Source organism: Streptomyces diastatochromogenes (assembly GCF_002242805.1).
Classification (GTDB): domain Bacteria; phylum Actinomycetota; class Actinomycetes; order Streptomycetales; family Streptomycetaceae; genus Streptomyces; species Streptomyces diastatochromogenes.
In genome coordinates, this window is sequence record NZ_MCGQ01000063.1 from 12,485 (window position 1) to 33,791 (window position 21,307).

Genomic DNA, 21,307 nt, shown 5'->3' on the forward strand with positions numbered 1-21,307 from the left:
TTAGTCAGGTGACTGACTCAAAATCCGGTACGACGGCCGGAGTCGCCGGCTCCCGCCGGGGCGGCAAGCGCGCACGCCTGGTCGAAGCGGCCGTCCAGGTCTTCCACCAGCAGGGCGTGGAGAAGACCACCCTCGCGGACATCGCCCGTGCCGCCGATGTGCCGCTCGGCAACGTCTACTACTACTTCAAGACCAAGGACCAGCTGGTCGAGGCCGCCGTGGAGGCCCACTGCGACCAGCTCACCAGGCTCACGGCCCGCCTGGAGCAGCTCCCCGACCCTGCCGCCCGGCTGAAGACGCTGATCGCGGGCTGGGTCGAGGAGCGGGAGACCGCCGCCCGCTTCGGCTGTCCCTTCGGCACCCTGGCCACCGAACTCGACAAGCGCGACGACGGCCTGGACCTGGCCGCCGCCCAGGTCATGCGGGCCCTGATCGACTGGGTCGAGGGCCAGTTCACCGAGCTGGGCCGCCCCGACGCCCACGCCCTCGCCATCGAACTGGTCGCCGCCTACCAGGGCATGTCGGTCCTCACCAACACCCTGCGCGACCCGGGCCTGATGGCCGCTCAGGGCGAACGCCTCCAGGCGTGGGTCGACGGCCTCGCACGGCCTTGACCCGGGATCAGATGTTCCGCTGATCCCGGGTCCGCATCGCGCCTTTCCGAGTGCTGTTACTCGGCCTCGGTCGTGTAGTCCGCCAGGGAGACGCGGCCCGAGTTGGCCAGCGGGATTCCCTCCAGGTATGCGGTGGGCAGGTCGAAGCCCTCGATCAGGTCCGTCATGTGCGGGGCGAGGTCGCGCAGCAGCTCGTCCAGCAGCTGGGGCAGGGCGCGCACCTGCTCGGCGGAGAGTTGGCCGTCGGCCAGCAGGTCGCCGGTGTGCTCGCCCAGCTGCTGCAGCAGGAACAACCGGCAGAGCCGCGCCAGCAGTTCGCGGGCCCCGGGGTCCGTCGCCCGGGCGACCGCGTCCAGGAAGGCGTCGGCCGCCTGCAGCCGGGCGTGCACCGAGACCATCTCCAGGGCGGCGGAGGAAGCGCCGTTCCACCGCTCCACCGGATCCCCGGAGGGACCCCGGCGCAGCGCCGCCCGGGCGCGGTCCTGCCAGGCGGCCTCGGCCCGGGCCAGCAGCCCGCGCAGGTGCCGGGGATCCGTCAGCCGTTCCACGTCACCGGGGGGTTCGGGGGTCGCGCGGGGCGGCTGGTGCTCGAAGAGCATCTCGGCGGCGGCCTTCACCCAGATCACCAGGTTGTCGCCCTCGGCGGTGATCGTGCCCTCGACGTACTGCGGGAACTCGGACAGGCCGTTGGCGGCGAACAGGCCCTGCGCACCGCACCGTTCCCGGCACTCGATGGTGATGTCCCGTGCCTGCCAGGTGATCCAGCTCTTGGCGATCGCGATCAGCCGCTCCGTGTCCGCCCGCTCTCCGGCGTCGCCGCCGGCGTGCACGGCGGCCCAGCGGGCGAGCACCGAGCGGTGCAGGAAGGTCATGGCGTAGGCCGAGGCCAGGCCCTTCAGCAGCCGCCCGTGGTGCGAGCGGTGGGCGTTGACCGGGATGCGTTCGCCCGCGCGGGGCCCGCTGACCTGCCGGTGGTCGCCGTAGCGGACGGCTATGGAGAGCGCGGCCCGGGTCGCACCGACGGCGGCACCGCTCATGCACAGCTTGCCCATCGTGACCCGGCCGATGGACTGCAGGAACCGCTTGCGCCGGTTGCCGAGACCGCTGTGGAAACGGCCGTCGGCGTCCAGGCGGCCGTGCTCGGACTCCAGCAGCGCGTCGCGCGGCAGCAGCACCCGGTCGAACGCGGTCAGGCAGTGGTCCACCGGGGCGCCGGTACGCAGCGGCAGCCGGCGGACCCGCACCCCCGGCAGCAGGCCCCGCTCGTCGCTCAGCGGTGTCAGGAACAGGAAGACGCCCTCGTCCCGGCCGTCGACCATGAGGCGGGCGGCCACCACGGCACTCTTCGGTCCGCCGGTCATGCTGGTGTTGGGCATGAACTTCTGGGCGCCGGGGTGCGGTGTGTTCAGTACGAACCCGCCGGTCGCCGGGTCCAGTTCGGCGGTGGTCTCCAGGGCCGAGGCGTCGTTGCCGTGGTCCAGCTCGGTGCACAGGAACGTGCCGGTACGCCGGAGGGTCGTGAAGTCGGACAGATCCCGGCGTTCCGCGCCCTCGTGATCGAGCAGGCTGCCGAGGAACAGGTTGTAGTGGATGCTCGCCACCGTGCACAGGCCCCCGCCGCCGTCCACGATCGCCGCCCACTCGTGCAACCCCGCCAGCAGCCGCGGGTCGTCCGCCAGCCGCTCGGCCCCGCCGGCCGTGTCGTTCACCAGACGCAGCCACTCGTAGGAGAGGGCGGCACGCTCGGCGGAGCCGAGCCCGGGGCGGTGGCGGAACGTGTCCTTCGAGATGAGGTCGCGCCACATCCCGTGGATGTGCTCCCGGTCGTCGCCGTCGAAGAGGAGCCGGGCCAACTCGCCGGACACGGTGCCGGAGAGGGCTCCGCCGGGCCCGGAATCCAGACCGTCGGGCCGGAACGTGTCCGGACCAAGTGCCTGATTCGTGCCGTAGTGCTCGATCTCCGGCAAGGAGGGGAGATGTACCTGGGGTGTCAGAAGGGTCATGGCCCTCTCCCGTCGTCGCAGATCCGGAAGGGTGGGGATGCGCAGAGTCAGAAGATACGGACCTCCCGGTTTGCTTATCAAGCCAAATTTCTGCCAACGGTGGCCGAACTGTGGTGTCTTGAGGACGTTCCTCGGCCTCAGAAGTAAGCGGGATGCTCAACTCCGGTCCGCTCTGGCGGACTTCCCCGCACGGGCAGACGCTGCGCGAACGTTGAGATACCGGGCGACAGGTTTTATTGTGGCGGTCAGCGACGGCTCGAGGAGTTCTGGCGTACCGGGTGAGGAGGGGGCGTTCACATGGTTGAAAGGCCATCTTCCGAGGTGGCAGGATACGTACCTGTCGGTTTCTTTTTGTGGCCGACCGGTCCGTGAAGCCAGTGCGGAGGATGTGCCGTGGCCCTGCAGGAACGAGCGATCAGGACGAGGCGCAACATCCTGGTGGCAGCCGCCGACGTGTTCGCCGACGTCGGCTACGAGGCGGCGACCATCTCGGAGATCCTCCAGCGGGCGAACGTCACCAAGGGCGCCCTCTACTTCCACTTCTCCTCCAAGGAGCAGCTCGCCCAGGCGGTGCTGACCGACCAGCTGAAGTCGGTGCCGGAATCGCCGCCGCGGGAGCTGGTGCTCCAGGAGGGACTGGACGCCGGCTTCCTCCTCGCTCATCTGCTCGGCTCGGGCGACCCCATGGTGCGCGGCAGCATCCGCCTCACCGTGGACCAGGGGTCACCGCACGACGGGCTGGACCGGCGGGTGCCGATGGCCTCCTGGGTCGACTACAACGCCACGCTCCTGGAGCGGGCGAAGGCGAACGGGGAGGTGCTGCCCCAGGTCGACGTGGAGGCAGCGGCGAAGGCGTTCGTCGCAGCGTTCACCGGGGCGCAGGTGCTGTCCAAGATCATGAACGACCATGCCGACCTGATGGAACGCGTGGTCGACCTCTACCGGCACCTGATGACCAGCATCGCGGTCCCCGCGGTGCTGGTGCGCCTGGACATGTCGCTCGACCGGGGCCGGCGCGTCTACGAAGAGGCCATGGAGCTGCGCCGGGAACCGCAGGAGGCGCCGGCCGCCGGCTGACCGGGGTCTCTCCGCGGACCACGGACACCGGCACCGCCGGGAGCCGGGGGAGCGGACATCGCTGCCATGGGCACGTCGCAACGCCACAACGTGATGCAGGACCGACCCAGGGAGCACACCGATGGAAGAGACCGCCTGCCCGTACGCCCTCGACCTCACCGGCCAGGACCACCTGGGGGAGGCCGCGATGCTGCGCGCCCAAGGCCCCGCGGTCCAGGTGGAGTTGCCGGGCGGCGTGCTCGCCTGGGCCGTCGTACGGCAGAGGCACGTGGAGCAGCTGCTGACCGACCCGCGCGTCTCGCGCAGCGCCCGCCTGCACTGGCCGCCGTTCATCGAGGGGAAGATAACCGAGGAGTGGCCGCTCTATCCGTGGGTGGCGAACGAGAACATGCTCTTCGCCTACGGAGAGCACCACACCAGGCTGCGCCGCCTCGTGGCCGGCGCGTTCACCGCGCGACGCTCCGAGGCGCTGCGTCCCCGGGTGCGGGAGCTGTCGGCCGAACTGCTCGGCGAACTGGCCGCCCTCCCGCCCGGCACCCCGGTCGACCTGCGCACCGCGTACGCCGAGGTGCTGCCGCTGCGGGTCATCTGCGAGCTGTTCGGCGTACCGCGGGGCGCCGAGACGGACGCGCTGTCCGCGGCGCTCAGCACGGTGTTCAGCTCCACCGTCAGCGGCCAGGAGATGGAGGCCGCCCGGCTGGAGGCCTTCGGCCGGCTCGCCGCGCTGGTCAAGGCCAAGCGGGAGCGGCCGGGTGACGACCTCACCAGCTCGCTGATCGCGGCCCGGGACCACGGCGACCGCCTCACCGAGGACGAACTGCTCGGCTCCCTTTTTATGTTCATCGCCGCGGGGCAGGACACCACGGCCACCCTCGTCACCAACGCGGCCGGCGCCCTGCTGACCCACCCCGAGCAACTGGCGCACCTGCGTGCGGGCCGGGCGACCTGGGCGGACGTGGTCGCCGAGACCATGCGGGTGCACACGCCCGGGGCGTACGCGCCGATGCGGTTCGCGGTCGAGGACATCGACCTCGACGGGGTGCGGATCCGCAAGGGCGACTGCATCCTCGTCAACTTCGCAGCGGGCGGCCACGAGACCGACCGGCACGGGCCGGACGCGGACCGCTTCGACCTGCTGCGCAGCGGCGACCGGGACGTCCTCGGCTTCGGCCACGGAACGCACCGCTGCCTCGGCGCCCCGCTCGGGGAGATCGAGGCCGCCTCCGCCCTCTCCAAGCTCTTCGACCTGTTCCCTGATGTGCGACTGGCCTGCACGCCCGAGGAGTTGGCCCCGCTGCCGACCTTCATGCTGAACGGATACCGATCGCTGCCGGTGCTGCTGCGGCCATCGACGTCCTGAGAGTGCGGGCGGGTGCGCCCGCCGGAAGTCCGCCGCCCGTCGCGGGCGGCGGACTTCCTTGTGTGTCACGCTCCCGACAGCCAAACCACGCACGCGGTTTGCTTCGTGGTCGATGGGACGTCAGATCGCTCGGGCGGAGGCGTTTGTGCAGTTCCTGAGTGTTTTCGTTCTGGCGTGCCGTCAGGTCTTGCCGCACCGCACCCTCGTAAACATACTGAACATGCGGTTATATCGGCCGAGGTGTGTGGGCTCGTCTCCGCGCAGGCCCAGGAGGAGGGCGTCATGGTCAAGCAGGTACGGGCGGTTCGCACACGGCAGGCCCTCATCCGTGCGGCGGCGGAGGCCTTCGCCCACGACGGATACGCCCGCGCGTCCCTGCCCGCGATCAGCAAGCGGGCCGGGGTGAGCGCCGGCGCGCTGCACTTCCACTTCCCGAGCAAGGACGCCCTCGCGAGCGAGATCGAGAGCGGGGCGGCGCGCACGGTGGAGGAGATGACCGCGCACTGCCGGTCCACCGGCGGCAGTGCGCTCGGGGTGCTGGTGGCCGCGATCCGCCAGCTGGTGGTCGCGTTCGCGGCCGATCCGGTCATGCGGGCCGGATTCGCGCTCAGCGGCGACCCCGCGCGGGACGGCGGGACCGCGGTGGTGGACTCCTGGCACGGCTGGGTGCGCGACGTGGTCGCCCAGGCGCAGGAGGCGGGAGAGCTGACGGACGACCTCTCGCCCGAGTGCGTGGCCGGGGCCGTGGTGGCCGCGACGGTCGGCTTCGAGGTCCTCGGCAGCGGGGACCGGGACTGGCTGTCGAAGGAGCGCATGGTGGAGTTCTGGACCTGTCTGCTGCCACGGCTGGCGACCGTGCCCGGACCGGACCTCGCCCGGGTGCTGGAGGGCGAGCCGACCGGCGACCGGGACGCCGAGAACAGCATGGCCGGGCTGTAGGACGGCCCTGCCCTGCCGGCAGGGCAGGGCAGGTCTTGGCGGGGTGCTGCTCGTACGGGCCATAGCGGGGCGCCGGTTGAGTCCCACGGCGGCGCACATTGCGGCGCAGGTGGGCCTGGGGCGCCCTGATCGCCCAGCACCACCCCCGTGCCGTACGGCTGTCCATCCACCTCCGGCCCGTCGGCGCCGCCAAGTTCGGCATCCGCCTGCTCGACGCCCCGGACGCCTGGACCACCCCGTGGCACTCGGCCGGGCTCCGCCGCACCGACGGCACCTGGGCCCTCATGCCCCGCGACCGTGCGGACCGGCTGGGCCGTCTGGTCTACCGCGACGACAGACCGAGCCATTTCGGGCAGCGGTGATCGCAGGTTCCGTACCGTGTGGTCATGACCGGCGAGAGAGATCTGCAGAAGCTGTTGAGCGGGATGCGCCCCGAGCTGAATCCGGGTCGCTATGTGTTCACCACGGTCGAGGGCGGTGTGCCCTCCGGCATCACTCCGGTGGTCACGGTCGCCGAGCAGGAGGGCCTGACCCTGGTGGCGCGTCTGGACGAGGCGGACGCGGCGGGGCTGGGGTACGACTACGTGGCCGCCTGGATCACCTTGCGCGTCCATTCGGCACTCGAGGCGGTGGGGCTGACCGCCGCGGTCGCGCGGGAACTCGCCGACGCCGGCCTGAGCTGCAACGTCGTCGCCGGTTTCCACCACGACCACCTCTTCGTGCCGTACGAGCATGCTCATCAGGCCGTGGCCGTCCTGGAGAGTCTGGCGCGGCGCTCCGCCTGAACCGCCACCGGGACACGGGGGTTGTCCCGACCTTCGATGCACCGGTTCACCGGATGGAGCGGGCGCGGCGCCGTCGGCCACGCTGGTGGTGCCCCCAAGGCCCCGCAGGCACGCACCGGAAGGACACATCGTGCGCATCGTCACGGCCACCGTCGTCGCCCTCACCCTCACCGCGGCCGCCGCACCGACCGCCGCAGCCGCCGCGCGGCCGGGCACCGACGGCGTGTGGCGCATGGACGGCTACGGCACCGTCGTCACCCTCGGCGGTGGAGTCCTCCAGGAGTACCAGACCACGTCCGCCGGCTGCGTCGAGGGCGACACCTCACGGCAGACGGGACCCGGCACCTACACGACGACGGACGGCACCGTCCTGACCGTGCGGACCGTGCACGACCGCGACCATGCCGTACTCGCCGCGGACAGCTCGGTGGGCCACCGGGGGCTCCGACGGATCGGCGCGCTGCCGGCCGACTGCACCCGCGCCCTGCCGGACGACCCCCGTACCGACTTCGACGTCTTCTGGCAGACCTTCGAGGAGAACTACCCGTTCTTCGCCGCGAAGGGCGTCGACTGGCACACCGTACGCGACCGCTACCGGCCGCAGGTGCACAAGGACACCACCAGGCAGGAACTCTTCGACATCTTCAGCCGGATGGTGCGGCCGTTGCACGACGCCCATGTCGCGATCCAGGACGGCGACCGCGTCTTCTACCAGGTCCGGCCGGGCACCGAGCTGCCGAGCGAGGAACTGGACGCGAAGGTCAAGAAGTTCATCGTCGCCCGCGACCTCAAGGACGCGCCCTACCGGCAGGATTTCGCCGACGGCCGCATCACCTATGCCGACCTGCCCGGCGGCCAGGGCTATCTGCGGATCTCCGGCTTCGGCGGATACGCCGGCCAGGACGCCCCGTACAGCGCGGAGCAGGCGGAACTCGACAGGGCGCTGAACACGATCCTGACCCCCGACCGGGTGCGACGCCTGACGGGGCTGATCATCGACCTGCGCATCAACGGCGGCGGCTCCGACACCCTGGGCATCCGCATCGCCCAACGACTCACCGACACCCCCTACATCGCGTACTCCAAGCGGGCCCGCAACGATCCGGCCGACCCGACCCGGCACACCCGCCCCGAACCCGTTCCGGTCGTCCCGGCCGACACACCCCGCTACACCGGCCCCGTCGCCGTCCTCACCGGCGGCTCCACGGTGAGCGCGGGGGAGACCTTCACCCAGGCACTCCTGGACCGGCCGGGCCGTACGGTGCGCATCGGGCAGCCCACGCAGGGCGTCTTCTCGGACGTGATGCTGCGCCACCTTCCCGACGGCATGCTCTTCGGCCTGCCGAACGAGGAGTATCTGACCCGGGCCGGCCGCACCTTCGACGGCACGGGCATCCCGCCGCAGCTGAGCGAACCCGTCTTCACGAAGGAGGAGTTCGACCAGGGCCGCGACTCGGCGTTCGACCGAGCGGTGCGGACACTCCCCTCCGCGTGAGCGGGCTACCGGACGACCGGCAGCGTCCTCGGCCCGCGAACGAGGCCCCCGCGCTGCAACTCGACCTCGGTGGCCGGTACGGCGAGCCGGACGACGGGGAAGTGGTGGATCATCGCAGCATCATGGTCGTCGGCTCTACTACGGACGCCGTCAGAGTGTGGGCTCCCTCCATGGCCGACCCGGTGCGGGAGGCCAACGATGTGCGTCATGCGCCCCAGTCGACGAACCACCCTCCTGTCCGCCGCCCTGCTGGCCGCATCGGCGGTCACACCCACGGCCGCCGCCCGAGCAGACGACGGTCCCGGCGGCCGGCGCCGGATCACGGTCCCCGGTGCCGAACGGCAGCTGATCTCCCGTCACGACGACCTGACGACCAGCGCCCTCACCGGCACGCCCTACACCGACCCGGCGGACTGGGCCGGACTCACCGCCCGGGGCACCCACAACCCCTCCGGTGTGCCCGGCCTGCAGATCGACGGCTACTTCCCCGGCTCCTCCCACCTCAACACCGCGCACGGCTGGAACCACGACGCCCAGTTCGTCATCCGGCTGCCCGAACAGTGGAACGGCAAGCTGGTCGTCACCGGTGCCCCCGGCGTCCGCAGGCAGTACGCGATGGACACCCTCGTCTCCGACTGGGTGCTGGCCCAGGGCTATGCCTTCGCCGCCACCGACAAGGGCAACTGCGGCCCGGACTTCTACACCGACGGCGCTCGTCCCGGCGACGCCGTCGCCGAGTGGAACCGGCGCACGACCCAGCTCACCCGGGCCGCCAGGGCCGTGGTGGCCCAGCACTACGGACACGCCCCGCGCCGCACGTACATGACCGGGATCTCCAACAGCGGTTACCTCACCCGCTGGCAGCTGGAGAACCACCCCGAGCTGTACGACGGCGGCGTCGACTGGGAGGGCCCACTGTGGCGGCCCGAGGGCCCGAACCCGCTCACCTTCCTGCCCACCGCCGTCGCCCGCCAACTGGGCCGGGCCGACGACGAGGACATGTACGCGGCCGGCTTCGCGCGCGGGTCGGAGTTCCTGTGGCCGTACCACGAGAAGGCGTACTGGGGCCTGACCCAGAAGATCTACCGCGCCGAGTTCGACCCCGGCTACGACCCCGCCTGTCCCGGCGCCTCGGCCGGTACGACCCCCGAGGAGATCCTCGCCCCCTGCCCCTCCGACGCCGCGTACGACTACGCCGCACGGCCGCGCCCCGTCCATGACGCCGTCGCCCGGATCTCCCTCACCGGCCGCATCGGCAGACCGATGATCACGCTGCACGGAACCCTGGACGCGCTGCTGCCGATCACCGTCCAGTCCGACGTCTACGCGCGGATGATCGCCGAGCAGGGCCGCTCCCGACTGCATCGGTACTACAGGATCGAGGGCGGCACCCACGTCGACAGCCTCTACGACACCTTCCCGGACCGGCTGCGTCCGATCCTGCCCTGCTACCGCACCGCCTTCACCGCGTTGACGGCCTGGGTGGAGCGCGACGAGGAGCCGCCGCCGAGCGGCACCGTTCCCCGGCCGCGCTCCGGTGATCCGGTCAACGCCGGTTCACTGACCTGACGTCGGCGGTCGCCTGTGCCAGGACCTCCTGGGCGATCGCGAGCGCCTCCGCGCGGTCCTCGGGGACGACGCCGATCCGGGTGCGCCGGTCCAGGAGGTCCGCCGCGTCGAGGGCGCCCTCGTGCCCGGCGGCCCACACGAGTTCGGCCCGGGTGACCGGGTACCCGGGCAGCACCGGTTCGGCCAGGGCCGGATCCCGCTCCGTCAGGGCGTGGACGGCCGGGGCCTCGGTGCCGTAGCGGCGGACCAGCCGGCGGGGCGCGGGCAGGGTGCGCAGCCGGTCCGGTGCGGCGGCGCCGACCAACGGCAGGGCGGCGGTGGGGGAGGGGCGCGCGGGCAGGCCGCGGGCCTCGACGGCGGCGTCCACGGCGTCCTCGGCCATCCGCCGGTAGGTGGTGAGCTTGCCGCCCACGATGGTGGTCACCCCGTCGGGGGAGGTCAGCACCGCGTGCCGGCGGGAGATGTCGGAGGTACGGGCCGATGCGTCACCCGGGCCGTCGGGCCCGGCGGTGTCCAGCAGGGGGCGCAGCCCGGCGAAGGCGCCGACGACCTCGTCCCGGTGGACCGGCGTGTCCAGGGCGGACCCGAGCACGTCCAGCAGGAAGCCGATGTCGGTCTCCGGGACCTCCGGTACATCGGGGATCGGGCCGTCGACCGGCTCGTCGGTGAGTCCGACGTAGACCCGGCCGTCCCCCTGGGGCAGGACCAGGACGAAGCGGTTGGTCTCGCCCGGGATCGGGATGTGCAGGCCGGCCGGCAGGGCGCCGAGCCGCTCCGAGCGCAGCACCAGGTGCGTGCCGCGGGAGGGCCGGATCCGTATGCCGTCGACGAGGTCCCCCGCCCACACGCCGGTGGCGTTGATGACGGCGCGGGCGCGGATCTCGCCCTCCTCGCCGGTGAGTTCGTCGCGGACGCGGGCGACCGTGCCGGTCAGCTCCAGCACCCTGACCCGGGTCAGCACCCGGGCGCCCTGCGCGGCGGCGGTCCTCGCCAGCGCGGTCACCAGCCGGGCGTCGTCGGTGACCCGGCCGTCCCAGGAGAGCAGCCCGCCGCGCAGCCCGGCCGCGCGCACCGAGGGCGCCAGGTGCCGGGCCTCCGTCGCCGACAGCCGGCGCGGGGCGGGCAGCACCTGACGCGGGGTCCGGGCGGCCAGCCGCAGCATGTCGCCGGCCCGGAACCCGGCCCAGGCCAGCGAGGCCTGCGCCCGTGACACCAGCGGGGTCAGCGGCAGCACGAACGGCTGGGCGGCGACCAGGTGCGGGGCCGTGCGGGTCATCAGCACCCCGCGCTCGACCGCGCTCTCGTGGGCGACGTCGAACTGCGCGGAGGCCAGATAGCGCAGCCCGCCGTGGATGAGTTTGGAACTCCAGCGGGAGGTGCCGAAGGCCAGGTCATGGGCGTCGACCGCGACGACGTCCAGACCGCGGGCGGCCGCGTCCAGGGCGGCTCCGGCCCCCGTGGCGCCGAGCCCGACGACCAGGACGTCGGCGACCCTGCCGTCGGTGGCCTCGGCCAGTTCCCGGGTACGCCGACCCGCGCTGAGGGACGAGCCTCGTACGGCCTCGAGGTGGCTCATGGCGTCAGGGTCCTCTCCAGAAGGGTGCGCAGCTCGCCGAGGAAGGCCGCGGAGTCGAGGTCGGGATCGTCCTCGTCGGTCATCGTGCGCAGGGACAGGGTGAAGGACTGCACGATCAACAGCAGGGCACGGGCCTGCCGTTCGGTGTGCGCGGTGCGCACGGAGCCGTCCGCGTGGCCCTCGCGCAGCGCGCCGGCCAGCAGGGCCAGCAGCGCCTCCTGGCTCGCCCCGCGCCGGTCGAGGACGTAGGGGAGCAGCAGCTCGGGATCGACGTCGACGATCTTGCGGAAGAGCGGGTGGGCGCGGAACGCCTCGACCCCCGCCACCAGCCCCGCCACGATCCGGCCGCGCGTGTCGGTGCCGGGCGTGTGCTCCGCTATCGCGTGGGTCGCCACGTCGATCCACTCACGGGTCATCAGATCGCCCACCAGCGTGCGCAGGTCGGGCCAGCGCCGGTACAGCGTCATCCGGGAGACGCCGGCGCGGCGGGCCACGTCGGCGAGGGTGGTGCGGCGGACCCCGACGGCCAGCACACAGTCGCGCACCGCGTCGAGCACGTGATCGTTGCCAGAACCGTCTGGACCGTTGTGACGAATAGGCGTCATGTGTCACAGTGTAACGCCCCGGGGGCCGGGCGGAGACGCCGCCGCGCGAACCGAGCACACCGACCTGTGAGGACGACCCTTCGATGGACATGCTGTGGAACGGCTGGGGCGACCCGGCCAAGGCGGCACCGCTGCCCGACACGGTGACCGGACTGCTGCGCGACCTGCTCGGCGTCAAACCGCGGACCACGCCGGTGCTCGCCCTTCAGGACATCGACCTGCCCGCGCCCACGGCCGACCAGGCGGCGTTCAAGGCGCTCGCCCGGGCCGTCGGCGGCGAGGAGCACGTCCGTACGGACGCCGAGAGCCGCATCCGGCACACCCGCGGCAAGTCCACCCCCGACCTGCTGCGGCTGCGCGCCGGCGACGCGTCCGACGTCCCGCAGGCCGTGGTCCTGCCCGCGACCCACGACGACGTCCTCGCCGTGCTGCGGGCCTGCGCCGCGCACGGCCTGGCCGTCGTCCCCTTCGGCGGCGGCACCTCCGTCGTGGGCGGACTCGCGCCCCAGCGGAGCACCTTCGTCGCCCTGGACCTGCGCCGTATGAACGGCCTGCTCGACCTCGACCCGGTCTCCCGCCTCGCCGTACTGCAGCCGGGCCTGCGCGCCCCCGAGGCGGAAGCCCTGCTCGCCGCACGGGGTTTCACCCTCGGCCACTTCCCGCAGTCGTTCGAGTGGGCCACCATCGGCGGCTTCGCCGCCGCCCGCTCCAGCGGACAGGCCTCCGCCGGATACGGCCGCTTCGACGAGATGGTGCTCGGCCTCACCCTCGCCACCCCCGAGGGCACCATCGAGACGGGCCGCGCCCCCCGCTCCGCCGCCGGACCCGACCTGCGCCAGCTGATCCTCGGCTCCGAGGGCGCCTTCGGCGTCATCACCTCCGTGACCGTACGGATCCGCCCGCTGCCCGAGGAGCGGGTCTACGAGGGCTGGCGGTTCGCCTCCTTCGAGGAGGGAACGGCGGCACTGCGCCGGCTCGCCCAGGACGGACCCCGGCCGACCGTGCTGCGCCTGTCCGACGAGACCGAGACGCTCATCGGCCTCGCCCAGCCGGAGGCCATCGGCGCCGGCCTGGAGAGCAACGCCGGATGCATGGCGATCACCGGCTACGAGGGCACGGCCGAGGACACGGCCCAGCGCCGCGAGCAGGCGGCAGCCGTCCTGCGCGCCGCCGGCGGCACCCTGATCGGATCCGAACCGGGCGAACGCTGGGCCCACGGCCGCTACTCCGCGCCCTACCTGCGCGACTCCCTGCTCGACGCGGGAGCCTTCGCCGAGACGCTGGAGACCGCCGCCTTCTGGTCCCGGATCCCCGACCTGTACGCGGCGGTCCGCACCGCCCTCACCGACACGCTCACCGAGGCCGGCACCCCGCCCCTGGTGATGTGCCACATCTCCCACGTGTACGAGAACGGCGCCTCGCTGTACTTCACCGTCGTCAGCGCCCAGGGCGAGGACCCCGTCGCACACTGGACGCACGCCAAGCACGCCGCCAACGACGCGGTACTCGCCGCCGGCGGCACGATCACCCACCACCACGGGGTGGGCACCGACCACCGAGACTGGTATGTCAGGGAGGCCGGAGCGCTGGGTGTCGAGGCCCTGCGCGCCGTCAAGGGCCGCCTCGACCCCGAGGGACTCCTCAACCCGGGCGTCCTGCTGCCCACCGACTGATCCGTTCCGCCAGCCCGTCACTCTCGTCACCGCCCGGAGGCCCACCGATGCGACAGTTCACCGCCGTCGTCAACCCGACCGCGGGCGACTCGACCGGGGCGGCATCGCTGCTCCACCTGGCCCGACTGCTCCGCGAGGCCGGGGCCGAACTGGAGACGGAGTACAGCAACAGCCTCGCCCACGCCCAGGACATCGCCCGGCAGGCCGGGGAACGCGGCCGGGTGGTCCTGGCCGTCGGCGGCGACGGCATGGCGGGCGGCATCGGCGGCGCGCTCAGCGGCACGGGTACGGTGCTGGGCCTCGTACCCGCCGGCCGGGGCAACGACTTCGCCCGGGCGCTGGGCCTGCCGGCCGACCCGGCCGCACTCGCCGACCTCCTGCTGCACGCCGAGCCCAGTCCGGTCGACACCATCGAGGTGGAGTCGGCCGTCCACCACCGCACCGTGGTCCTGGGCAGCGTCTACGCCGGCGTCGACGCGCTGGCCAACCGGCACGCCAACGAGGCCCGGCTGCTGCGCGGGTCCGCGTCGTACTACGCGGGCGGCCTGCGCGCCGTGACCACCTGGCGACCGGCGGACTACCGCGTCACCGTCGACGGTGAGGAGCACGCCCACCGCGGCTACACCGTCGTGGCCGCCAACTCCCCCTACTACGGCTCCGGCCGGCTCATCGCCCCCGGCGCACGGGTGGACGACGGACTGCTGGACATCGTGATGATCCGCGAGGCCCCGCGCCGGCTGTTCTTCACCCTCATGAACGAGCTGAAGACAGGCGGCCACGTCCACCGCCCCGAGGTACGGGTCCTGCGCGGAAAGGAGATCCGCATCGAGGCCACCCGCCCCGTCCCCTACGGAGCCGACGGCGAGGTGGAGGCCACGCTGCCGGTGACGGTACGGGTACGGCCCGCGGACCTGCCGGTGCTCTGGCGGCCGGCCACCGCGGAGCGCCCCTGACTTCTCGGCGGCCGTCGTTCAGAACCACGAGGCTCCGCGTCAGGACCGGGCGAGGACGCAGAACTCGTGGCCCTCCGGATCGGTAAGGCACGTCCACGGGACGTCACCCTGGCCGACGTCGAGGTCGGTGGCGCCGAGGGCCCGCAGCCGGGCCACCTCCGCTGCTTTGTCGTCACCGGAGTCCGGCACCAGGTCAAGATGGACGCGGTCCGGCACGGTCTTCACGCCGGTGCGGAGGAACTCGAGATACGGGCCGACACCCTTGGCGGAGCGCAGCACCGCACGATCGTCGGTCACCTCGTGCAGGGTCCAGTCCAGCGCCTCGTCCCAGAACCGGGCCATGGCCCGCGGATCCGTGCAGTCGACCACCACCCGGGCGATCGGCCCGGTGTCCCGGTAGATCTCCCGCGGCTCCAGCACGCAGAACTCGTTGCCCTCCGGGTCGGCGAGGACCGTCCACGGTACGTCGCCCTGGCCCACGTGGGCGGGCGTCGCACCGAGAGCCCGGAGGCGCGCGACCAACTCCGCCTGATGGGCCGCGGAGGTGGTGGCGAGATCGACGTGCACACGGTTCTTCGCCGGTGTCTTGGGTTCCGGGACGGCGATGACGCAGATGCAGACGCCGACCGGGTCCAGCCAGTCGAAGCCGGCTGGTTTGGCGGCGGTCGCGCCGGGTTGCGAGCCGGAAACACCCCAGCCGAGCGCCTCCGCCCAGAACCGGCCGACCGCCGAGTCGTCAAGAGCCTTCATGTTCACCAGAGCAGGTCGGAGTGCCATGCCGGCGATCCTATGCAGGCCAAGGCCGCCCCGAGCCGCCCGTTCAGACGGGCGCCGGTGCCGAGGTCGCCTCCAGTCGGCCGACTCCCTGGTTGAAGCGGCGCAGCAGGAGTACGGCGGTGGCGGCGAGGCCGGTGAGGAGGCCGAGCCAGATGCCGAGGGTGTCGAGTCCGGTGCCGAGGCCGAGCAGCGCCGCGGTGGGGAGACCGACGAGCCAGTAGCCGACGAGGGTGACGCGGAAACCGCCCTTGGTGTCGTCCAGGCCGCGCAGCAGGCCGACGCCGATGTTCTGTGTGCAGTCGAAGAACTGCAGGACCGCGGCGACGAGCAGCAGATGCACGGCGATGTCGGTGGCCGCCGAGTCGCCGGTGTCGAAGAACGGGGCCAGGACCAGGCGCGGCACGGTCACGTACACCAGCGCCACGACCGCCATGACCGCGGCGGCGCAGGCCAGCGCCGTGGTCTTGAGCCGTTGGGCCGCCGCCTTGTTGCCCAGGGCGAGTTCGCGGCTGACACCGAGGGACGCGGCGTGGGAGAGGCCCACGGCGATCTGGAACACGATGTACACGAGCTGGTTGACGGCGGTGTGCGCGGCCAGCGCGGCGGTGCCGAAGCTGCCGACCATCAGCGCGACGACCGAGAAGAAGCCCGCCTCCGAGCCGTAGGTGGCGGCGATCGGCGTGCCGAGCGCGGTCAGCCGGCGCAGGGTGGCCGGACGGGTCCGCCAGATGCGCAGCGACAGCAGCGGCGCCAGGGCGGGATCGCGCCGGGCGGAGGCGTACAGCGCCAGGAACGACAGGGCGTACACCGAGGTCGTGGCGAGCCCGATGCCGGGCAGGCCGAGCTTGGGGACGATCCAAGTGCCATGGATGAAGGCCCAGTTGAGACCCGCGTTGACGGCGATCGAGGCGATGGTGATGCGCAGCAGGGCCTGCGGGCGGCGCATGCCGACGGTGAACTGCCGGATAGCCTGGAACCACAGGCACGGGATGAGCCCGGGTGCCATGGCGTACAGCACCGGCTTCGCGGTGTCGACGACGTCCGGGTCCTGGCCGAGCCAGATCATGCCATGCCCGATCAGCACCATCAGCACCGCGCCGACGAGCCCGGCCAGGGTCGCCAGCAGCAGGCTCGCCCGGACCAGGTCCCGTACCTCCTCCCGTGCCTGTTCGCCGCCGTCCCGCTCGGCGCGTGCGTCGGCGGCGGCGACCTGGTTGCCGACGGCGGTGACCAGACCGACGCCCATGGTGCGCAGCTGGTTGAAGACGACCATGGCCAGACCGCCGGCCGCGAGGGCCTCGGTGCTGATCAGGCCCATCATGACGGTGTCGGTGGTGGTCAGCGCGACCTGGGCGAGCTGGGTGAGCGCGAGCGGTACGGCGAGCGTGGCCAGCGCGCGGCCGTCGGTGAGCAGGCGGGCGAGGACGGGCGGCATCAGTGCTGTTCCTGTGGGGTGTCCGGGGCGGTGGTGGGGCGGAGCTTGGTCAGCAACTCGTCGACCTCGCCCTCCACATGGGCGTCGAGCAGATCGCGGGCGGTCATCCAGTCGTCGTCGAAGACGGTGTCCATGTACTTCTCGCCGCCGTCGTTGACCAGCGCGACCATAGTCGTACCGGACGGGAGCGCGGAGAGCCGGGTCAGCGCCTCGTACACCACCCCGCCCGCCGAGCCGCCGATCAGCAGCCCGGTGCGGCGGGCGAGGACGCGCGCGGTGGCGAAGGCCTCGACGTCGCCGACCTTCACGCCCTCGTCCAGCAGGTCGTAGTCGACCATGGCGCCGATCGTCGCGCCCTCGGGCGTGCCGGTGCCGGACTGGTAGTAGTCGTGGGCGGGCGGCCCGAAGGCGATCGAGCCCTTCGGTTCCACGCCGACGATCCGCACCTCCGGCACGGTCCTGCGCAGTTCGCCGCCGGTGCCGAAGAGCCCGCCGCCGGTGCCGACCGCTCCGATCAGCACGTCGACGCGGCCGTCCAGCGTGGCGTCGAGTTCGCGGGCGACGGCGTGGTAACCGACTCCGTTGGCCGGGTTGTTGTGCTGCTCGGTGAAGTAGGCGCCCGGCGTCTCGGCGGCCAGCTTCTCGGCGAACTCCTCGCGGGCCGCGGTGGCCAGCTCCTCGTCGCCCTCGGCGGCGACGTAGACGAGTTCGGCGCCGAGGGCCTTCATCGCGCGCAGCTTGTCGGCGGCGGCGTGGTGGTCGACGACGGCGGTGAAGGTGTAGCCGCGCTCGGCGGCGACGACGGCGAGGCCGAGACCGGTGTTGCCGGAGGTGGACTCGACGATCCTGCCGCCGGGGCGCAGCAGACCGCGCTCCTCGGCGTCGAGGATCATCTGCCGGGCCATGCGTATCTTGGCCGTGCCGGTCGGGTTGAACTGCTCCAGCTTCAGCAGCAGCCGTATGTCGTCCTCGGTGCGGCACAGCTCGAACAGCGGCGTGGCGCCGATGAGTTCGGAGACCCGGCGCACGACGGGCGGGCGGTGCAGGGACAGGTCCATGGTCGGGAACTCTCTATGGGTGGCGGTCGAGGCGCCAGCGGGGACGGCCCGGGCCGGCGGCGGGCTCGATGACGGCCTTGGGCGGCAGCGGCAGTTCGTGGAACGGTGACTCGTTGGAGTCCATCTGGTAGCCGGCGGTGTTGAGATAGACGAGCAGGTCACCGACGGCGGGGCGGCGCGGGAAGGGGATCTTGCGCCAGGTGAGCAGGTCGGACTCCAGGCAGGAGGCGGCACCGACGCAGCACGGGTACGGTCCTTCGGGCGCCCCGGGTCCGGGCGCCGCGGGCACCAGCACCGGGTCCGGCAGGAACTCGCTGGCGAACCACTGCTCGGACAGGCTCAGACTGGTGCCGTCCACGGTGAGGATGCCGTACCCGTCGCGTTCCTTGACGCCCTGGACGCCGAACACCGTGCATCCGGCCTGGTCCAGCAGGGCCCGCCCCGGCTCCACGAGCAGCGTCACTCCCGCCGTGCGCAGGAGGGTGGCCAGCGGAGCCTGCTCCCCGGCGGGCACGGCGGCCAGGACCGCGCGCAGGGCGTCGGCCCCGGCGACGGGGGAGTGGTAGGGGTAGAAGCCGGAGAACGTCTTCCCCGCGTGGAAGTGCTCGGGACGGAGGGCCTCGTGGAAGGAGTCCCAGTCGCCCGCGTCCACGTAGTCGACCGCGAAGCCGCCGCCGATGCTGATCCGGTCGGCGCGCAGGCCCAGTTGCCGTGCGCGCAGGCACAGCCGGACCAGTTCGGCGGCGAGGTCGGCACGCGGCCCGACCTCGTAGCCGGAGAGGTGGAAGCTGAAGCCCTCCAGGTCCACGCCGGCCGCCGAGCAGCGCCGCAGTGCAGTCTCCAGTTCGCCGGCGTCGAGCCCGAACCGGCTGTCCGGCTGCGCCGGCGGCAGCCGCCGTAGCAACACCCTGGCGGTGCGGCCCAGTTCGGCGGCGAGGCCGAGCAGCCGGTCCAGCTCGTCGAGGGCGTCGACGGCGATGAGCGCGCCGTGCAGCACGGCGACGCGCAGCAGCTCGTCCGCCTTGGCCGGGCCGGTCACCACCAGATCGGCTCCGCGTACCCCGGCGGCCAGCGCCTCGCGCAGCTCGCCGTGGCTCGCCACGTCGACCCCCAGGCCCAGCACCGCGGCCCGCTCCGCGAACAGGGCCGCCTTGTTGGCCTTCTTGGCGTAGTAGACGTGCCCGTCGACACCCGCCTCGGCGAACGCCTTCCGGAACGCTGTGGCGTTGCTGTCGAACAGCTCGGGGAACAGCACGTGGTACGGCCCCCCGAACGCGTAACTCAGCTCGGACAACAGGGAGTCGGGCCGGAGCAGCGCGCGCACCGCTTCGGTCGTGCGACCGGGCAGGGTCGGCAGGGTGCTCACTGCCACACCTGCACCGCCGTGCCCAGGCCCTGGGCGAGGGCGAGTTGGGCGAACCGGTGGCCGAGCGCGATGTCGGTGACGACCAGCCCGCTGTTGTAGGCGAAGATCCGCTGCCCCGGGTCCGTACGGCCTTCCGCGCGCCCGGCCAGCACCTCGGGGAACTCGGCGTCCACCTCCCGCAGTCGGCCGTCCGCGTCGGCCATGTCCGTGCCGGTGACGCGCATCTGCGCGGCGCTGGTGGCGACGACCCGGTCGGCGTGGTGCAGGGTGGAGGGGGCGATGCCGTAGCCGACCAGCACGGACAGCGCGGCGGGCTTGAGCCATGCGGACTCCACGGCGGCCGGGGTGTTCGGCCCCGCCGTGGCCAGCACGATGTCGGCGTCCCCGGCGGCAGCCCGCAGATCGGTCACCACCTCCACGTCCCGCTCGGGGAAGTGCGCCCGCAACTGCTCCCGCACCGCCCGGATGCCGTCGGGATGCGTGCCGAAGAGCATCAGCCGGTCCAGGTCCGGCAGGGTGGTCAGCAGGAAGGGCAGCGCGAGCCGCCCCTGCGTGCCGGTGCCGACGACCAGGGCGCTGCGGCTGCCGGGGGCGGCGAGTTCCCGGGCGAGCAGGGCGGAGACGGCAGGGGTGCGCAGGGCGCCGACCCGGCCGCAGTCCATCATCGCCACGGGCAGGCCGGTGGTGTCGTCGTAGAGGGTCAGCGTCGTGTAGTAGTGCTGCTTGGCACGGTCCTCGTGCAGGCCGTGCTTGTACGACGTCTTGATGGCGACGACGTCGCGCACACCGTCCCGGCCGAGCATCGCGTACGCCACCGAGTGGCCGTCGCCGGGCTGGACGGTGAGCTTGCGCGGGTTGTCGGAGCGGCCGGCGGCGAGCGTGCCGTACGCCTCCTCCACCACGGAGACGACGTCGGCGAGGCCGATGTCGATGCCCGCCACATCGCTGGTGCTCAGGACGCGCAGTGCGCTGCCCGCGCTGCCGGGTATGCCGCTCATGCGAAAGCCTCCACAACGGTCTGGCCGTAGCCGTGCTCCGCACGCTCGGCGGGGGGACGGGTGCGGCGTCCGGGCACGCGCACGGAGGAACGTTTCAGCCAGCGGTCCGTGCCGTCGTAGCGCGCCTGGAAGGGGACGCGGCCGTGGACCACGAGGTCGTTGTCGACGACCAGGACCTCGCCGGGGTTCAGGCTCACCGCCACGGAGACCCGGGCGAGTTCGTCCTCCAGGCGGCGGTAGGCGGCGCGATGGGCGTCGGAGGCCCGGTCCAGCGGGGTGTAGGCGGGGTCGAAGCGCAGGGTGGGGCCGTCCTCGGCCTGCCACAGCGTGGGCACCGGCGGCGGATCGCCGGCGTAGGCCTGGGCCTCGGCGTAGGCGTCGTCGGGAAGGATGGGAAGGGCCGGCCGGCTGAGCAACTCGACGTCTTCGGCGCCCAGTTGGACGCGGCGGACGCTGGCGGCCGTGGTGGCGACGGAGTCGTGGTTGCGCAGGCAGCCGAGGACGAGCAGATGGGCACGGCCGGGGTGGAAAGCGTCCTCGGTGTGCGGGCTGAGCAGCACGCTGCTGCTGGCGCCGGTCTGTTCCTGCTCGTGTCCGGGCGAGGGGACGATGTTGTGGACGAACCGGCCGTCCTGCTGACCCTCCCACGCCACGGGTGTGCCCATGAGGGTCGAGAGCAGGAGGAGGGCTACGTCGAATGCGGCGCCCGCGTCCGCGGCGGTCGACCAGTGGGCGGGGGTCGGGCCGATCGCCTCGTCGTCCACGGGGAGACCACGCAGGACGAACAGTCCGTCCGGGGTGTCGACGGGACGACATGCGTGCCGGATCCCGTCCCCCAACGAGGCGGCTGTGTACGGGACTTCGGCGAGCAGATCGGGGTGGGTGGCGCGGCCGTCGAAGGCGGCGAGCAGGGCGTGGGCCGCTGTGGTCAGCTCCTCGGCCGAGTCGGGGCTGAGCTGGCGTACGGGGATGGCTCCCGTCGGCATGGGTGAACCGTCCGTTCGGTGCGGGTGGGGGGTGCGGT

Annotated in this window: 18 protein-coding genes and 1 pseudogene; 10 read left to right on the top strand and 9 right to left on the bottom strand. The window is 72.5% G+C overall.

The window, feature by feature from the left end; genetic code table 11:
• Positions 1–8 precede the first annotated feature (8 nt).
• A complete protein-coding gene (locus tag BEK98_RS44175) occupies positions 9–614 on the top strand; it encodes a TetR/AcrR family transcriptional regulator (RefSeq protein WP_094222490.1) in 606 nt (201 codons plus the stop codon).
• Positions 615–670: 56 nt separating this feature from the next.
• Here the strand turns inward: BEK98_RS44175 and BEK98_RS44180 are convergent, their stop codons facing one another.
• Positions 671–2,617, bottom strand: a complete 1,947-nt coding sequence (locus BEK98_RS44180) for an acyl-CoA dehydrogenase family protein (protein WP_094222491.1) — start codon at positions 2,615–2,617, stop codon at positions 671–673.
• Positions 2,618–3,010: 393 nt separating this feature from the next.
• On the opposite strand from BEK98_RS44180, the gene BEK98_RS44185 reads away from it, so the two are divergent.
• The 7 genes and pseudogenes from BEK98_RS44185 (at position 3,011) to BEK98_RS44215 (ending at position 9,842) form a co-directional block, all read left to right on the top strand.
• Positions 3,011–3,694 (top strand): ScbR family autoregulator-binding transcription factor, encoded by a 684-nt coding sequence (locus BEK98_RS44185; RefSeq protein WP_094222492.1) that lies wholly within the window; start codon positions 3,011–3,013, stop codon positions 3,692–3,694.
• A 121-nt stretch (positions 3,695–3,815) separates the two neighbouring features.
• Positions 3,816–5,054, top strand: a complete 1,239-nt coding sequence (locus BEK98_RS44190) for a cytochrome P450 family protein (protein WP_094222493.1) — start codon at positions 3,816–3,818, stop codon at positions 5,052–5,054.
• A 282-nt stretch (positions 5,055–5,336) separates the two neighbouring features.
• Positions 5,337–5,993 (top strand): ScbR family autoregulator-binding transcription factor, encoded by a 657-nt coding sequence (locus tag BEK98_RS44195; RefSeq protein WP_094222494.1) that lies wholly within the window; start codon positions 5,337–5,339, stop codon positions 5,991–5,993.
• A gap of 98 nt (positions 5,994–6,091) precedes the next feature.
• Positions 6,092–6,355 (top strand): annotated as a pseudogene (locus BEK98_RS44200) (L-tyrosine/L-tryptophan isonitrile synthase family protein); the annotation flags it as partial.
• Between the two features lie 24 nt (positions 6,356–6,379).
• The gene (locus BEK98_RS44205) at positions 6,380–6,778 is read left to right on the top strand and encodes an ACT domain-containing protein (protein WP_094222515.1); all 399 of its coding nucleotides are present in this window, start codon (positions 6,380–6,382) and stop codon (positions 6,776–6,778) included.
• A gap of 130 nt (positions 6,779–6,908) precedes the next feature.
• Positions 6,909–8,273 (top strand): S41 family peptidase, encoded by a 1,365-nt coding sequence (locus BEK98_RS44210; protein WP_094222496.1) that lies wholly within the window; start codon positions 6,909–6,911, stop codon positions 8,271–8,273.
• A gap of 207 nt (positions 8,274–8,480) precedes the next feature.
• Positions 8,481–9,842 (top strand): tannase/feruloyl esterase family alpha/beta hydrolase, encoded by a 1,362-nt coding sequence (locus BEK98_RS44215; protein ID WP_094222497.1) that lies wholly within the window; start codon positions 8,481–8,483, stop codon positions 9,840–9,842.
• Here the strand turns inward: BEK98_RS44215 and BEK98_RS44220 are convergent.
• Together BEK98_RS44220 and BEK98_RS44225 are read right to left on the bottom strand one after the other, a co-directional pair.
• Entirely contained in the window at positions 9,820–11,418 is a 1,599-nt protein-coding gene (locus tag BEK98_RS44220; RefSeq protein ID WP_094222498.1) for a glycerol-3-phosphate dehydrogenase/oxidase, read from the bottom strand. The genes BEK98_RS44215 and BEK98_RS44220 overlap by 23 nt on opposite strands.
• The gene (locus tag BEK98_RS44225) at positions 11,415–12,023 is read right to left on the bottom strand and encodes a TetR/AcrR family transcriptional regulator (protein ID WP_094222499.1); all 609 of its coding nucleotides are present in this window, start codon (positions 12,021–12,023) and stop codon (positions 11,415–11,417) included. Before BEK98_RS44225 ends, BEK98_RS44220 begins: the two co-directional genes overlap by 4 nt.
• Positions 12,024–12,106: 83 nt before the next feature.
• On the opposite strand from BEK98_RS44225, the gene BEK98_RS44230 reads away from it, so the two are divergent.
• The gene (locus BEK98_RS44230; protein ID WP_167444420.1) at positions 12,107–13,696 is read left to right on the top strand and encodes an FAD-binding oxidoreductase; all 1,590 of its coding nucleotides are present in this window, start codon (positions 12,107–12,109) and stop codon (positions 13,694–13,696) included.
• A 47-nt stretch (positions 13,697–13,743) separates the two neighbouring features.
• On the top strand, positions 13,744–14,649 hold the full coding sequence (locus BEK98_RS44235) for a YegS/Rv2252/BmrU family lipid kinase (protein WP_094222500.1): 906 nt from the start codon (positions 13,744–13,746) through the stop codon (positions 14,647–14,649).
• Positions 14,650–14,688: 39 nt separating this feature from the next.
• Here the strand turns inward: BEK98_RS44235 and BEK98_RS44240 are convergent, their stop codons facing one another.
• Genes BEK98_RS44240 through BEK98_RS44265 form a run of 6 tightly spaced genes read right to left on the bottom strand, consistent with a single transcriptional unit; the run spans position 14,689 to position 21,269 of the window.
• Positions 14,689–15,426, bottom strand: a complete 738-nt coding sequence (locus BEK98_RS44240) for a VOC family protein (RefSeq protein ID WP_094222501.1) — start codon at positions 15,424–15,426, stop codon at positions 14,689–14,691.
• Positions 15,427–15,469: 43 nt separating this feature from the next.
• Entirely contained in the window at positions 15,470–16,861 is a 1,392-nt protein-coding gene (locus BEK98_RS44245; RefSeq protein ID WP_094222502.1) for an MATE family efflux transporter, read from the bottom strand.
• A complete protein-coding gene (locus tag BEK98_RS44250; protein WP_094222503.1) occupies positions 16,861–17,919 on the bottom strand; it encodes a cysteine synthase family protein in 1,059 nt (352 codons plus the stop codon). Before BEK98_RS44250 ends, BEK98_RS44245 begins: the two co-directional genes overlap by 1 nt.
• Before the next feature lie 13 nt (positions 17,920–17,932).
• A complete protein-coding gene (locus BEK98_RS44255) occupies positions 17,933–19,285 on the bottom strand; it encodes an alanine racemase (RefSeq protein ID WP_094222504.1) in 1,353 nt (450 codons plus the stop codon).
• Positions 19,282–20,283, bottom strand: a complete 1,002-nt coding sequence (locus BEK98_RS44260) for an ornithine cyclodeaminase (protein ID WP_094222505.1) — start codon at positions 20,281–20,283, stop codon at positions 19,282–19,284. Before BEK98_RS44260 ends, BEK98_RS44255 begins: the two co-directional genes overlap by 4 nt.
• Positions 20,280–21,269: a TauD/TfdA family dioxygenase gene (locus BEK98_RS44265; protein WP_094222506.1), complete on the bottom strand. Its 990-nt coding sequence runs from the start codon at positions 21,267–21,269 to the stop codon at positions 20,280–20,282. The genes BEK98_RS44260 and BEK98_RS44265 overlap by 4 nt, the downstream gene beginning before the upstream one ends.
• Positions 21,270–21,307 lie beyond the last annotated feature (38 nt).

Bases quoted from the DNA above. Each gene is read 5' to 3' on its own strand.
- BEK98_RS44180 (WP_094222491.1), bottom strand. From the start codon at position 2,617: ATGACCCTTCTGACACCCCAGGTACATCTCCCCTCCTTGCCGGAGATC.
- BEK98_RS44190 (WP_094222493.1), top strand. From the start codon at position 3,816: ATGGAAGAGACCGCCTGCCCGTACGCCCTCGACCTCACCGGCCAGGAC.
- BEK98_RS44195 (WP_094222494.1), top strand. From the start codon at position 5,337: ATGGTCAAGCAGGTACGGGCGGTTCGCACACGGCAGGCCCTCATCCGT.
- BEK98_RS44205 (WP_094222515.1), top strand. From the start codon at position 6,380: ATGACCGGCGAGAGAGATCTGCAGAAGCTGTTGAGCGGGATGCGCCCC.
- BEK98_RS44215 (WP_094222497.1), top strand. From the start codon at position 8,481: ATGCGCCCCAGTCGACGAACCACCCTCCTGTCCGCCGCCCTGCTGGCC.
- BEK98_RS44220 (WP_094222498.1), bottom strand. From the start codon at position 11,418: ATGAGCCACCTCGAGGCCGTACGAGGCTCGTCCCTCAGCGCGGGTCGG.
- BEK98_RS44225 (WP_094222499.1), bottom strand. From the start codon at position 12,023: ATGACGCCTATTCGTCACAACGGTCCAGACGGTTCTGGCAACGATCAC.
- BEK98_RS44230 (WP_167444420.1), top strand. From the start codon at position 12,107: ATGGACATGCTGTGGAACGGCTGGGGCGACCCGGCCAAGGCGGCACCG.
- BEK98_RS44235 (WP_094222500.1), top strand. From the start codon at position 13,744: ATGCGACAGTTCACCGCCGTCGTCAACCCGACCGCGGGCGACTCGACC.
- BEK98_RS44240 (WP_094222501.1), bottom strand. From the start codon at position 15,426: ATGGCACTCCGACCTGCTCTGGTGAACATGAAGGCTCTTGACGACTCG.
- BEK98_RS44245 (WP_094222502.1), bottom strand. From the start codon at position 16,861: ATGCCGCCCGTCCTCGCCCGCCTGCTCACCGACGGCCGCGCGCTGGCC.
- BEK98_RS44250 (WP_094222503.1), bottom strand. From the start codon at position 17,919: ATGGACCTGTCCCTGCACCGCCCGCCCGTCGTGCGCCGGGTCTCCGAA.
- BEK98_RS44260 (WP_094222505.1), bottom strand. From the start codon at position 20,283: ATGAGCGGCATACCCGGCAGCGCGGGCAGCGCACTGCGCGTCCTGAGC.
- BEK98_RS44265 (WP_094222506.1), bottom strand. From the start codon at position 21,269: ATGCCGACGGGAGCCATCCCCGTACGCCAGCTCAGCCCCGACTCGGCC.